The following is a 14,866-nucleotide window of genomic DNA, read 5'->3' as shown; positions in this document are numbered from 1 at the left end:
CAGGTAAGTAACGATGAGAACTGCCTATTTGGCCTCCACCGCCTATGTCTTGGGTGAACAGGCCCATGATTATCGCGACGCGGCTTCTTTCGAGGCGGTGTGCAAGCAACACAGCATGCCCGATTTCGCCAGTGTGTTTGGCTGGGGCACCTACTGGCGTACGACACGCTCGGTCGGCGAACTGCTGGTTGAGTCAGTCGCTGGCACATTGGCCAGCAGCGGCTTACGGGGCTGTGACATTGATGCGCTGGTGGTGTGCAGCAGCAATTTCGAGTCGGGCCAGGTGGTGGACTATCTGCCGCTGCTGCGCGAGCTGCAACTGGCTCGCGCCTTCCCGCTGGGCGTGACATGGGGCGATTGCACCATGCTGTTGGCAGGCCTTGAGGTCGCCCGCGCCCAGGTATTGGCCGGGCTGGACAATGTGCTGGTGGTCTCGGCCAATCGTATCGAAGACGAAGCTTTCCGGTTCCAGCATTACGCGTTGTTCAGTGACGGTGCTGCCAGTTGCCTGGTGACTTCAGGGCGCCGCCGCGGCTTCGAGATGCTCGGCAGCCTGGCCAGGTCAAATGCCGGGCTGGCACACGACCCCAAGGAGGATGACACCCGGCTGTTCCGTGAGGTGCATGAGCAGTTTATGCACCGCCAGCAGATTAATACGGCGGACCTGGAACAGGTGGTGTGCAGCAACGTGTTCCTGCCAGTGCTCAAGATCAAGGAAGGCCGGCAGGGGGTGAGCGGTACACAGTTGTATGTGGATAACGTGACGCGGGTGGGGCATTGTTTTTCCGCTGATTCGCTGATCAACCTGTGCGATTACCAGGCGCGTGCGCAGCAGGTGCATGGCGGCCTGGTGATGTTGACTGCCAATGCCGATGGGCTGCGCTGCCAGACATTGTTGCAACGGGTGAGTGATGCCTGAAACCGGCGGGCTACCTTGGCTGTGTGGGCAAACCTATAACCGCTCATAGGTTTGGTCAGGATCGAATTCTTGTAAGTTGAGAATGATGTGGGGTCGCCTGGCGGCCATTCCTCAAGAATTCTCCAAGGGTCGATACTGAACATGGTCAAAGACTTCGACAGCAATGAGAATGCCGGCAATGCGTCCGGGTCGGATACCCACCCGCATGCTTTCGACATTGCGATTATCGGGCTGGCGGGCCGCTATCCCCAGGCCGAAAATATCGAGGAGCTTTGGGAAAACCTCAAGCTGGGTCGCGATTGCATTACCACGGTCCCTTCGCAACGTTGGGACCACGACGCGATCTATGACCCATCCAAGGGTGTCTCCGGCAAGACCTACAGCAAGTGGGGCGGCTTCCTGCGTGGAGTCGATGAATTCGATCCGCGCTTTTTCAACATTTCACCGCGTGAAGCCGAGATCATGGACCCGCAGGAGCGCCTGTTTCTGCAGTGCGCCTACCACGTGCTCGAGGACGCCGGCTACACACGCCAGAGCTTGAGCGCCAAAGGCCGGGTTGGCGTCTATGTTGGCGTTCAGTACACCGAATACACCGCCTTCAGCACCGCACAGACGCTGGTCGCCGCACTGCCTGCCTCCATCGCCAACCGCGTGTCATTCTTCTGTGATTTTCGCGGCCCCAGCCTCACGCTCGACAGCATGTGCTCATCCTCGCTGACCACTATTCACCTGGCGTGTCAGAGCCTGCGCAGTGGCGAGTCGGAGTACGCCATTGCCGGTGGCGTTAATGTGTCGATCCATCCCAACAAGTACCTGCTGCATGCCCAGGGCCGTTTCGCGTCCAGTGTGGGTTGCTGCAAGACCTTTGGCCAAGGGGGCGACGGCTATGTGCCGGCCGAAGGCGTGGGCGCCGTGTTGCTCAAACCGTTGCCCCAGGCCATCGCCGACGGCGACCGTATCCATGCAGTGATAAAGGGCAGTTCAATCAACCATGGCGGACGGGCGACCGGGTTTACCGTGCCCAAATCGTCGGCCCAGGCCGTGGCCGTGCGTTCGGCGTTGCACCAGGCCGGCCTGGCGTCCAGCGACCTGAGCTACATAGAAGCGCATGGCACCGGCACGGCCCTAGGCGACCTGATCGAAATCGAAGGTTTGCGCACCGTGTTCGAAGCTGACGGCTTTGAACCGCAAACCTGCGCCATCGGCTCGATCAAATCGAATATCGGCCATTGTGAAAGCGCCGCGGGGATAGCCGGCCTGACCAAGGTCTTGTTGCAGCTCAAGCACCGCCAGTTGGTGCCGTCGCTGCACTCCACGCAGCTCAATCGCAATATTGATTTTGCCGGCAGCCCGTTTCACGTCCAACAAACCCTGGAGCCCTGGCTACCCAAGGGCGCCGCCGATGCTGTGCAACCGCGCCGTGCAGGTATTTCGTCATTTGGTGCCGGCGGTTCGAACGCGCACCTGGTGGTCGAGGAGTATTCCCCCCAGGCGCAGGCCCACACCCACGTACCGACGTTGCCGAGCGACGTCCTCATCGTGCTGTCGGCACGCACGCATGAGCGCCTGCAGGCGGTAGCGGCGCTGTTGCTGGGGCGCCTGGAGCAAACGCCACTGGCCTGCGACCTGGCGGGTTTGCATGATCTTGCCTACACCTTGCAGGTGGGCCGCGAAGCCCTGGACGCGCGGGCCGCGTTCACGGCCCAATCAGTGCAGGTGCTCAAGGAACGCTTGGTTGCGTTGGCAGACGGGGCCCAGCATCCCGACGTGCTCATTGGCCAGGCGCTCAAGCCGGTACGCCTGCGTGCGGGCGAAACGGCGGTGCCAGTGCAATCGCCGGCCATGGACGATAACCAGGCGGTGATGCGTCACTGGGTCAGCGGCGGTCAGGTCGAGTGGGCGCAGTTGTATCAAGGGTTCCAGCCGGCCCGAATCAGCCTGCCGCTGTACCCGTTCGTTCGGGAACGCTGCTGGGTGCCACCTGCGCCGCAGACTGCAGTGCTCGGGCGCTTCGCTGCACCCGGCGACGGCCCGCATCCGCTGCTGTCACGACAGATCACGGCAGGTGACAGCCAGCAATTTGAAGCGCAGTTTTGCGGCGACGAATTTTTTCTCGACCACCACCGTGTCAACGGGCGCAAGGTGCTGCCGGGCGTGGTCTACCTCGAAATGGCGCTGGCGGCGCTTTCGCGGGTTTCTGGGCAAGCCGACCTGGCCCTGAACAGCATCCTGTGGGTGCGCCCCTTCGAGTGCTTTAACGATCCAGTCACCCTTACCCTGGCTGTGGAACAGGCTCGTAAGGGCAGCGGTTGGGAGTTCGAGTTCTTTGCCTGGCTTACCCGTGAGCCGGGGGGCGAACCGGTGCGCCAGGTCTATTGCCGCGGCCAGGCGTCGGTGCCTGCAGAGCCCGCCCCCCTGGCCCACCTGGACGTGAACGCACTCGCGGCGCTGGCGCAAGGCGCGGCGTCGACCACCGAGTTCTATCGCCATTTTGCCGCCGTGGGTATCGAATATGGCCCTGGCCATCAGGGCCTGCATGCCTTGCGTGGCGGCGCCGAGCAAGTGCTGGGGCATGTGCGCTTGCCAGACTTCCTCAAGCCGGGTGATGAGTTCCGCTTGCATCCTTGTCTGCTCGACAGTGCACTGCAGGCAGCCATGGGTTTCACCACAGGCAGTGAGTCATCGCAAGGGCCCCAGGTGCCTTTCTCCCTGGAGCAATTGACCCTGGGCCGTTCCAGGCGCACACCCGCCTGGGTGAGGCTTACTGCACACACATCGGGTGGCGGTCGTGGCAGCTTTGCCTTCGATGTGGAGGTGTTCGACGCTCAAGGCGAGCCCTGTGTGCATCTGCATGGCCTGCGCTCACGGGTCATGGCACGAGCGCCTGCGCCGCCCAGCCTGGCCTTGATGACACCCGGCCTTGAGGCATTTGTCGAACCTGCTTGGGCCGGCCTTTCACACGCTCACCGGATTTACCTGTGCCCGGGCAGCGAAGCTTACGCCGCCCAGGTTGCCGAGCACTTTCCCCAAGCCCAATGCGTACTGCTCGAATCCGGCGATGATCAGGGGCTGACATTGCCTGAGCGCTACTGCCGGGCCGCGCAAGCATTGAGCGAGCACCTGCGCCAATTACCGCACGACGGGCAAGGTTGCCTGGCGCAACTGGTCGTCGCCGACGACGATAGCTCAGGCCTGTTCGCCGGGTTGTTCGGGCTGCTGCGATCATTTGCCCGCGAGCAAACTTCATTGCGGGTGCAACTGCTCCACCTGCAGCCGGGCGATGCGTTGCCGCCACTGCTGCAGAGCGCCTGCACCGCAGATGCGGAACTCGCCCTGCACCGTCGTGATGGTCAACTGTTCAGCGCCAGCTGGCAGCGCCGGCCTGACGAACAACTGCCGGCCGAGCCGGGTGCCGCGCCGTGGAAACCTACGGGGGTTTACCTGCTCACGGGAGCTTCTGGCGCCCTGGCACGCAGCATCGCGCTGGATATCGCCCGCGCAGCAGAGGGCGTGAGCCTGGTACTGGTGGGGCGTGGAGTGCCGGATGACGACATGGCGGCCCATATCGAGCAACTCGAGAGCTTGGGCGCGCAGGTGTTGCATCGCACGGCCGACCTCGCGGACGCGACAGCTTTACGCGCACTTGTGCAGGAAGTATCAGCTCGCGTGGGATCGCTCACGGGTGTGCTGCACATCGCCGGCTGTCGTCAGGATGGGTTGCTCAGGAACAAATCGGCCGAGCACCTGCGCCAGGTGTTGCTGCCCAAGGTTGACGGCCTGTGGAACCTGGACTGCGCGACGCAAGACCAGCCCCTGGAGTTCTTCCTGGCCTTTGCCTCCATCGCGGGTGCCTTGGGGAATGCGGGTCAAAGCGACTATGCCTGCGCCAACGCGTTCATGGATCAATTCGCTGAATATCGTAATCGACAGGTGGCTGACGGCACTCGACAGGGCCATACCATCGCGATCGACTGGCCGCTGTGGGAGGACGGAGGCATGCAGTTGAGCCCTGAGCACATGGGCGCGATGACCAAGGCAACCGGCCTGCGGCCTTTGGCGACGACGCAGGGACTACAGGTGCTGCGCCATATCATCCACCAAGGCGGCGCACGCTGGTTGGTACTGCCAGGGCAGGGCGCCACCTTTGAGGCACTGGTAGCCGGGCTTGGCGTGGGGGTTGCCGCTGCCGTGGCACCGCGCAGTCAGGTGGACCCAAGCGATACTTTGCGTGGGCTGGTCGGGCAGATCCTCAAAGTCGACGCGCAAGAGATCGACGACACCACGGCATTTGCGGACATGGGCTTTGACTCGGTGATGCTGACCGAGCTGGCAACCGCCATCAATCGCACCTACACACTCGAACTGGGTACCGCGGCGCTGTTTGAGCATCCGACGCTGCAAACACTGGCGGCGCACCTGCAAGGGGCGCGGACGGCCGAATCGCAGCCGCCGGCACCGGGCTTGACCCGGGCGCAGGTTGCCCAGGGCGTGCGGGAAGTGGTCGCCGAGGCCCTCAAAGTGCGTTTGGAGGACATCGGCGATGATGATCCCTGGAGTGACTACGGGATGGACTCGGTGAGCAGTGTCCAAATGACCGGGCTGCTCAACGAACGCTTCGATATCCAATTGGCCGCCGATACGTTCCAGGCTTTTGGCAACGTGCTTGAATTGACCACCGCGATTGCCGACATCCAGGTGGTGATGGCGTGTGCCGATATCGAGCGCCAGCCCAGCGCTGGCGGTGGGGTAATTGCTGATACAGCGCTGCTCGATGAGTTGGTGGCATTGGTGTGTCAATTGTTGAAAACCGTCGCGGGCGATATCGACCCGCACACCGATCTGCATGACTTCGGTTTCGACTCGGTACTGCTGACTCAACTGTTGGCACAGATCAGCAGTACCTACGGCGTCGAACTCGACCCCGGGAGTGTTCTGGAAGATGCGACCGTGGCCGGTTTGGTGGCTCAGGTACAGGCGCAGCGCCATGGCGCAGAGCCGGCTTCGCTGCGGGTGCCGCAGGTGCAGGAGCGCCCGGCTCCTCAACGCGTGGTTACCCTGGCGGAGCCTGAGCAACGGGCCGACCGGCAAAGCCCGGTCGTGGTGCTGTTATCGGCCGGCAGTGCGGCGCAGTTACGGCAGGTGGCGGACAACTTGTTGCACCTGATCGACGGCCAGGCCGACCATGACGTGGACCTGCACACCCTCGCCAGGGTGACCCAGGCCGGCAGTGGCTTGATGCCCGTACGGTTGGGGCTCAGTGTGGTCAGCCTGGAGGCATTGGCCGAGCAGTTGCGCGCCTATCTGCAAACCGATGAGCACAGCGCTTACGCTCAAGTGGGTAACGCCGAGGTCGATGCCAGTGTGCTCAATCGCGTCATGGCATTGCCAGGCCTGGCCGATCAAGTGCAGGGCTGGCTGGATCAAGGCGGCACCTTGCCGTTATTGCAGCTGTGGTCCCAGGGCCTGGACGTGGATTGGCGTTCGCTGGCGGGCGCGGACTCGCCAGCGTCCGCGCTCAGCCGCATGCCTGCGTCGCCGTTGCGTGAGCCCGCCCCGGTCGTGACGCTGCTCAATCACGCTGGCGAGCAAGGGCTCTTCTGTTTCCCCGCCGCGGGTGCGGCCGCGCAGTCTTTTCATGCATTGGCCGCGGCCCTTGGCGATGTCGCGCAGTTGCAGGTGCTGGAGTACCCACCGCTGGATACGCAGGCACCGCCAGATCTGTCGATGCAGCGCATGGTCGCTGCGCATGTTCATACCGTCACCCGTCGCTGCCCCGCTGGCGTCGTCCGTTTGCTCGGACACTCTTTTGGGGCCAGCGTGGCTTTCGAGGTGGCGGTTGAACTCCAGGCACGCGGACGCCAGGTGCAGTTGTTCATGCTCGACAGCTTTTTCTATGTACCTCAAGAGCTTCAAGGTGAGGTGTTGACCAGCGCGCAGTTGCGCTACTTCCTGGGTGATACACCGCTCTGCGCACGCCTGCTGGACGCCCAGGACAAAGGCGCCGTGGTGTCCCTCAAGCAGGTACGCGAGCTGATGCGTGATGCCAGCCTCAACCAGGGCCCCGCACAGGGTCCGGGTGCATGGCTGGCGGCGCAGATCGCCATGAGTGTCGACTATCGCCCCACCCACACCTTCACCGGCGACACCTGCGTGATCATCGCGGCGCAAAGCATTCTCGGCGCAAGCAGTCTTCCCCACACCCTGGCGCGCTATTGCGCCTACCTGACCGCGAGCCCCCATGTGGCCACGGTGGACGGTGGCCATATGTCGATGCTCAACCCGGGCAACGTCCATACCTTGGCGCGTGCGCTACGCCTGCACCTTGATACACCGGGTGGTAAGTCCCAAGGGCGACGCGCAGGCGAATTCTGAAGGTGGAGCGGCAAGGCTCCGCCTCAAGGGCGCGGCCGTGCCCGGGTTTGAGCAGTTCATAGGAGAAACCAGCGTGTCCATTGTTTTTATGTTTTCAGGACAGGGGTCGCAATACCGTCACATGGGGCGGGCGCTGTATGAGCGGCACGCCGGGTTTGGCCGGCACATGCGCGCGCTGGATGAGGTCGTGCGACAAACCGGCGGGTATTCGGTGCTGGATGGGTTGTATGGCGACCAGCCCCAGGCAGCGGCGCTGGACGACATTCTGGTGACGCACCCGGCCATCTTCATGGTCGAGTATGCGTTGGCGCAGTCGCTGATCGAGCACGGTGTATACCCCGACCATGTACTCGGCTCCAGCCTGGGAGAAGTGGCTGCGGCGGCTGTGAGTGGTGCGCTTGACGCCGAGCAGGCGTTGGGCTTTGTGGTTCGTCAGGCTCGATTATTCCATGAGCATTGCCCGGCGGGAGGGATGACCGCCGTACTGGCCGATATCGCCGTGTTCGAGCAATTGCAGGCCGACGGCATCGAGGTTGAGCTGGCGGCGATCAACTATCCGCAACATCTGGTCATCAGCGGGACAGTCTCTGCATTGGCTGCGGCGCAAATGCAGTTGGCGCGGCGCAACGTGGTGTTTCAGAGGCTTGATGTGAACCGCCCATTTCATTCTTCGCACATGGATCCATTGCGCGACGCATTCATTCAAACCAGCCAGGCATTGCAACTGCGCACACCGCGGATGGGCTATGTCTCGTCAACCCTTGGCGGCCCCGTCAGCCAGTTCGCCCCCGAGCACCTGTGGCATGTGGTGCGCTCGACACTGCAGTTGGCCCCCGCCATTGAATACCTTGAAGGCCTGGGCCCCCATGAATACCTCGACGCCGGCCCGTCCGGATCGATGGCCAATTTCGCCAAACGCTGTCGCAGTGCCCACTCGGCATCCACCGACAGCCTCATTCTGAGTCCCTTCGATACCTCGGCACGCTCCTTCGAGCGGCGCATCACTTCTTCGGCACAGCGCGTTGTCAGCGCGGAGATCATGGCTATGAAACAAAGCAAAACGGTGTACATGTTTCCCGGGCAAGGCTCGCAGTTTCGCGGAATGGGTGAGGGCTTGTTCGAACGCTTTGCCGAACTGACGGCCTGTGCCGATCGCGTGCTGGGCTACTCGATCCGTGAGCTGTGCGAAAACGATCCGCGCAACGAACTTGGCCAGACCCGCTTCACCCAACCTGCCCTGTATGTGGTCAATGTACTGTCGTACCTGGCTCAGGCTGGCGATGCCGCGCCCCCCGACTATGTGCTCGGGCACAGCCTCGGCGAGTTCTGCGCTTTGTTTGCCGCCGGCGCCTATGACTTCGAAACCGGATTGCGCCTGGTCAAGCGGCGCGGCGAACTCATGTCCGAGGCCACCGGGGGCGGCATGTCGGCTGTGCTGAATCTGGATCTTGCGACGATCAAACAGGTGTTGCGCCAGGCTGGGAGTACACAGCTGGATTTCGCCAACTTCAATGCCCCGCAACAGACCGTATTGGCCGGACCGCTCGACGCACTGGAAAGCGTGCGTACGCAGATTGAAGACGCCTCGGGTATTTGTGTCGCGTTGAATGTCAGCGCGCCTTTCCACTCCCGCTACATGCGTGGCGCCCAAGAAGCGTTTGCGGCTGAGCTGGCCCGTGTGACCTTCAAGCCCCTGACGCTGCCGGTGATCGCCAATGTCGACGCACGCCCTTATGAGCAGGAAGCTATCGCCAGCCAGTTGGCGCGGCAAATGACGTCATCGGTGCAGTGGGTCGAAAGCATCGAGTATTTACTGCAGGCCGGCATCACCCAGTTCAAGGAGATTGGCCCCGGCAATGTATTGACCAATCTGCAAGCGAAAATCGAAAAAAACCGTTCGCCAGCCCAGCCAGTCGTGGCATCTGCCGTGGTTGCACCGCTGCCTTTGGCTGCGCGGCATGACGACGGCGTGCCGGGCCTGGCGCTGACAGCCGAGGGGTTGGGGAGCGCCGCATTCCGCCAGGCCTACAACCTGCGGTATGCCTATATGGCCGGTGGCATGTACAAGGGCATCGCGTCGGTGGAACTGGTGGTCAAGCTTGTCAACTCAGGGTATCTGGCGTTCTTCGGCGCGGGCGGCTTGAGTACCGCAGCGGTCGAACAGGCCATTGTCCAAATCGCTCAACGCACCCAACCGCGCGCTTTCGGCATGAACCTGGTCTGCAACCTGTCCAACCCCCACAAGGAAATCGAGCTGGTCGAGTTGTTCATGCGTAAAGGCGTTACGGTGATAGAAGCCGCGGCCTTCATGCAAATCACCCCGGCGCTGGCGCTGTACCGGTTGCGCGGCCTGATCAAGGTGGGTGACCGGATCGAGGCGCGCCACCGGATCGTCGCCAAAGTCTCGCGGCCGGAGGTGGCCCAGCAGTTTCTTGATCCGGCTCCTGCGCGGGTGGTGGAAAAGCTGCTTGCGCAAGGGCTGGTGACGCCCGAGCAGGCGCAGTGGGCGCAGTCGGTGCCGATGGCGGACGATCTGGTCGTAGAGGCCGATTCCGGTGGGCATACCGACATGGGCGTCACCGTGGTCTTGCTGCCGACGATCATCCGTTTGCGTGACAGCCTATGCCAGGCTGCCGGGTATACCGAACGGGTACGGGTGGGGGCCGCAGGCGGCATCGGCTCACCCGAGTCTGTGGCGGCGGCCTTCATGCTGGGGGCCGACTTTGTGGTGACCGGTTCGATCAACCAATGCACGCCCGAGGCCGGTACCAGCGATGTGGTGAAGACTCTGCTGCAGGACATCAACGTGCAGGACACCGATTACGCGCCTGCCGGTGACATGTTCGAACTGGGTGCCAGGGTACAGGTACTCAAGCGCGGGGTGTTTTTCCCGGCACGGGCCAACAAACTCTACGACCTGTGGCGTCGTTACGACTCACTGGACGAGCTGGATGAAAAGACCGCCCGGCAGATTCAGGACAGTTTCTTCAAGCGTAGCTTTGATGAAGTCTTCGAAGAAACACGTGCCTACTACAGCAAGGTTGCGCCGCAGGAAATCGACAAGGCTCTTAGCAACCCCAAGCACAAAATGGCGCTGGTGTTCCGCTGGTATTTCATTCACAGCACACGCTTGGCCATGACTGGCAGCGAGGCGCAGCGCGTTGATTACCAGGTGCATTGCGGGCCCTCGATGGGCGCGTTTAACCAATGGGTCAAGGGTACCGACCTGGAGGACTGGCGCAACCGGCACGTCGACCTCGTGGCCGAGCGGCTGATGAACGCCGCCGCCGCTTATTTGAACACCCGCTTGCGCGCCATGCTGACGCCCGCAGCGCCGGCGCAGACGGAGGGGCGGCCCGCCTACGAGGGCGCCCCCTTACGCATGGCCGGGAGTGTGCGGACATGAAGAATCGACTGTCATCCTTGATTCGTCGTCTGGCCGGGCACACGCACACTGAGGGAGGCTTCGGCGATGCCGCGGAGGCCGGCAAGCATCGTCACCCCGGTGATATCGCGATCATCGGGATGGCCTGCCGGGTACCGGGCGCGGGCGACTACCAGCAGTTTTGGGAGAACCTGGCGAACGCGCGGGACAGCGTTACGGAGATTCCGGCGAGCCGTTGGGATTGGCGAGCATTCTGGGGCGACCCCACGAGTGAAGACGATAGAAGTCACGCACGTCACGCCGGGTGCATCGATGCGGTCGATGCGTTCGACGCACGCTTCTTCGGCATCGCGCCTGCCAGTGCGCGGATCATGGACCCCCAGCAACGCATCATGCTGGAGCTGAGCTGGGCCTGCCTTGAAGACGCAGGCGTGGTGCCGTCCGCGCTGGCCGGCTCGCGCACCGGGGTGTTCGTTGCCGCGTTCAATTATGACTACAAGCAACTGCTGGAAAGCGCCGGGTTGCCCATCGATGCCCATCACTCCACGGGCAACGCAGCGGCCGTGATTGCCAACCGTATTTCGCACTTCTACGACCTTCACGGCCCCAGCGTGCTGGTGGACACCGCCTGTTCCGGTTCGCTGAGTGCCATCCATCATGCCGTGCAGTCACTGCGCCTGGGTGAAACCGAGCTGGCCCTGGCTGGCGGGGTCAACCTGCTGCTGACACCAACCCGGCATATCGCGTTTGCGAAAACCGGCATGTTGTCCCCCACGGGGGCCTGCAAGAGTTTTGATGAAGCGGCGGACGGATATGTGCGCAGCGAGGGCGCCGGTTTGCTGCTGCTCAAGCCCCTGGCCAAGGCGCTGGCGGACGGTGATCCGATCCACGGCGTGATCAAGGGCAGCGCGGTCAATCACTGTGGCAAGACCCATACGCTGACCTACCCCAGCTCTGCGGCACAGGCGCAGGTGATAGAGCAGGCGCTTGGGGATGCGCACATTCCGGCGTCGAGTGTCAGTTATATCGAAGCCCATGGCACCGGCACCCCCAAGGGTGACCCTATCGAGATCCAAGGCCTGCGCCAGGCATTTTGTCCGCAGGCAAGCGAACCGCAGACCTGTGGGGTGGGCTCGGCCAAATCCAATATCGGCCATTTGGAGGCGGCGGCGGGCGTTGCGGGGGTGATCAAGGTCTTGCTCTCGTTCAAGGCCGGGCAACTGGCTCCCCTTTGCCATTTTTCTGCACTCAGTTCGCGGATCGACCTGCAAGGCAGTCCCTTCTACCCGGTGACCCGCCTGCAGCCTTGGGAACCAGCGTCAGGGGTACGCAGGGCAGGGGTCAGTTCCTTCGGATTCGGGGGGACCAACGGTCACCTTATCCTGGAACAACCGCCCGCGTGTGCCGAGGTCGACGTGGCGGCCCGTCCCGGCTGGCTCATCGCATTATCGGCCAAGACACCGGCCAGCTTGCGCCGCCAATGCAGCGCGTTGCATGACTGGCTGCAGGGTGCCGGCGCATCTGCCAGCCTGGTGCAACTCAGCCAGGCATTGCTCACCGGCCGCGAACACCTGGCCTGCCGGCAGGCCTGGGTGGTCAGTGATCGCGACACGCTGATTGCTCAACTACTGGCTGCCTCGCAGGCCGAGGTCCAGGCACCTGAGATGGACGAGGAGGGCGCAGCGGTGCGCCAACTTGATGCCGCACGCCTGATCAAGGCACTGCCGACGCTGGCACACGAGCCGTCGGCCTACCTGGCCCACCTGCAAACGCTGGCCGAGCATTATTGCTGCGCGGTGCCGGTGAAGTTCAGCGTGCTGTTCAGTGACCAGACGCGCCACCACCTGGGCCTGCCGAGTTACCCGTTCGCCCGTGACCGCTTCTGGTTGCCCACCGCGCCGACCGATCTACTGGAGTACCACCTGCAACGGCATGACCCGTCGATTGGTGACCATGTGATTGCCGACCAGCATCGGGTCGCCGGGGCTGTGACGCTGGCGGTCGCGGCTCGCGCCTGGGGGGCGCTGCCGGCGGGGGGCTGGTGCGCCAGCCAGGTGGCGTGGCTGCAGGCCCTGGACGTGCCGCTACAGGGTTCGCTGCTGCGTGTGAGCCTGCGACCAGCAAGCGCCGGGGCAACCGATTTCGAGGTGCGCGTCGAGGGCCTGGTGCATCCGTTGTGCAGCGGCACACTGGCGCCCGGCCAGACTGATGAGGTGCGGCGTGACGTGCACGCGTTGAGGCGGGCTCACCCTGACGCCTGGCTGACGCGGGAGGTGCTGTATGAGCAATTACGCAACGTCGGCATGGCATATGGGCCAACATACCGGGTGTTGCAGGACAGCCACCTGCAAGGTGATCAATCGTTGCTGGCGTTGGTCGTGGTGCCTGCGGGTGCGGCCGATGACCTGCCGTTTTCTCCGGCCGCTGTCGATGCGGCTTTTCAAGCAGCGGTGCTTTTGGCCATACGTCAATCCGGTGAGCAAGCCAGGCTGGGATTTTCGGTCGGCCAGTTGCAGCTGTCGGCTCCGTTGCCTGAGCGCTACTGGGTGCATGTCAGCGCTGCCACGACGGGCGCGCAGCAGTGCCGATTCAATATTGAATGGATCGCCGAGGACGGACGCGTTTGCGCCACGGCCAAAGATTTTGTACTCAAGGCCGCCCCAGTCCAACAAGAGCAATCGCCCAAGGCCAAGGTCCACAGCGTCGAATGGCGTGTGCTGCACCCTGTTGAAGAAGGGCATGCAGAGGCACAGCGCTGCACGTTGATTATCAGCGCCGACCCGGCACAGGCACAGGCCTGGTCAGCTGGCAGCACCCAGGCCAGCGTGCTGGCAGGCCAATCGGATTGGTCGGCAGAGCAATGGCGGGACGCGCTCGGCAATGCCGGCGCTTTCGAACGCCTGATCTGGCTGGCCCCGATCCCGAGCGGCGAAGCCTGGTCTGCACAGGCTGCCACTGCTGCGCAGGAACACGGGGTAATGGCGCTGTTCGCGCTGTGCCAGGGGCTGTTGATGCTGAAGGTGCGGGAGCACCCGCTGGAGTTTCTGGTGGTGACTCGCCAGGCACTGCAGGTGCTGCCGGGCGAGCGCCATGACCCCACGCATGCGCCCGTGCACGGTCTGGCGGGCACGCTGGCGAACGAGTGCCCAACGTGGCAGGTCCGCGTGGTGGACCTGCCCCTGGCGCCGATGGCGGCTTCACCGTCGCTTGCGCCACTGGCTGCCCTGCCGGTAGGCGCGAGCGGGGCGTGGCGCGAAGGTCAGTGGTATTGCCAGGTGCTGCGGGAGGTCAATTATTGCGCGGCGCCTCCGGTCTACCGAAAGGGTGGGTGCTACATCATCATCGGTGGTGCCGGCGGGATCGGTGTGGCCTGGACGCGACGCCTGATCGTCGATTACCAGGCTCAGGTGTACTGGATAGGCCGGCGACCTCTGGACGAAAACATCCGCGCCGACATCGAGCGTCTGGCGAGTGAAGGGCCGGCCCCGATTTACCTGCCTGCCGATGCGGGCGATCCGCAAGCGTTGCGCGAGGCTCTGGACTGGGTGCACGGCCAGCACGCCCAGGTGCATGGCGTGATCCATGCAGCCATGGTCATGCGGGGCAAGAGTGTTCAACGTATGAGCCGCGAGGAGTTCAGCCAGGTGCTGGCGGCAAAGGTCGCTACCGGCGCTGCGCTGGAGCAGGCGCTGCAACGACCGCCCTTGGATTTCCTGGTGTTTTTCTCCTCGATCAATGCCTTCGAGCGATCGCCCAATCAGAGCAACTATGCAGCCGGGTGCTGTTTCATCGATGAACTGGGCGGCTATTTGGCGCAGCACTTGCCTTGTGCGGTCGCCGTTATCGACTGGGGTTACTGGGCGGACGCAGGCGCATTGGCCGGTTCGCCTGCGCTGCAAGTGCTACGTGAGAAAACAGGCGCCGGCTTGATCGGTTTGTCGGCGGCAATGGAGGTGGTTGACCTGGCGTTGTCCCGGCCATGGCTGCGCGTTGCAGGGACGGGGCGGGAGGCACGCACGCCGCTGGCATTGGAATGCCCGCGGCAACTGATCAGCGTGATGCCTTGCGAAACACAACGGATGGCAAACATGCTCGCGCTGTTTGCCATGGCCGTCGAAGGTCGTGGCTCGCTGCAATTGCGTGGCGGGCTAATGCTGGAGCCTTTGCAGACACTATTGTGCCAGGTGCTG

At 63.3% G+C, this 14,866-nt stretch carries 4 protein-coding genes; all 4 read left to right on the top strand.

The genetic code is table 11. The features are described from left to right. The first annotated feature begins 13 nt into the window (after window positions 1-13). Window positions 14-919 carry a hypothetical protein gene (locus JH25_RS22225; RefSeq protein WP_032877029.1) on the top strand — a complete coding sequence of 302 codons (906 nt, stop codon included), beginning with the start codon at window positions 14-16 and terminating at the stop codon, window positions 917-919. 141 nt (window positions 920-1,060) lie between these two features. After that, window positions 1,061-7,291 (top strand): SDR family NAD(P)-dependent oxidoreductase, encoded by a 6,231-nt coding sequence (locus JH25_RS27610; RefSeq protein WP_050549326.1) that lies wholly within the window; start codon window positions 1,061-1,063, stop codon window positions 7,289-7,291. Between the two features lie 73 nt (window positions 7,292-7,364). Further along, the gene (fabD, locus tag JH25_RS0126895) at window positions 7,365-10,697 is read left to right on the top strand and encodes an ACP S-malonyltransferase (RefSeq protein WP_164699498.1); all 3,333 of its coding nucleotides are present in this window, start codon (window positions 7,365-7,367) and stop codon (window positions 10,695-10,697) included. Further along, on the top strand, window positions 10,694-14,866 hold a 4,173-nt coding region (locus tag JH25_RS22230), incomplete at its 3' end, for an SDR family NAD(P)-dependent oxidoreductase (RefSeq protein ID WP_032877028.1). The genes fabD and JH25_RS22230, both read left to right, overlap by 4 nt.

This window comes from Pseudomonas sp. BRG-100 (assembly GCF_000737955.1).
Taxonomy (GTDB): Bacteria; Pseudomonadota; Gammaproteobacteria; order Pseudomonadales; family Pseudomonadaceae; genus Aquipseudomonas; species Aquipseudomonas synxantha_A.
The sequence above is the reverse complement of the archived record's forward strand: the minus strand, read 5'-3'. Positions and strand labels throughout refer to the sequence as shown.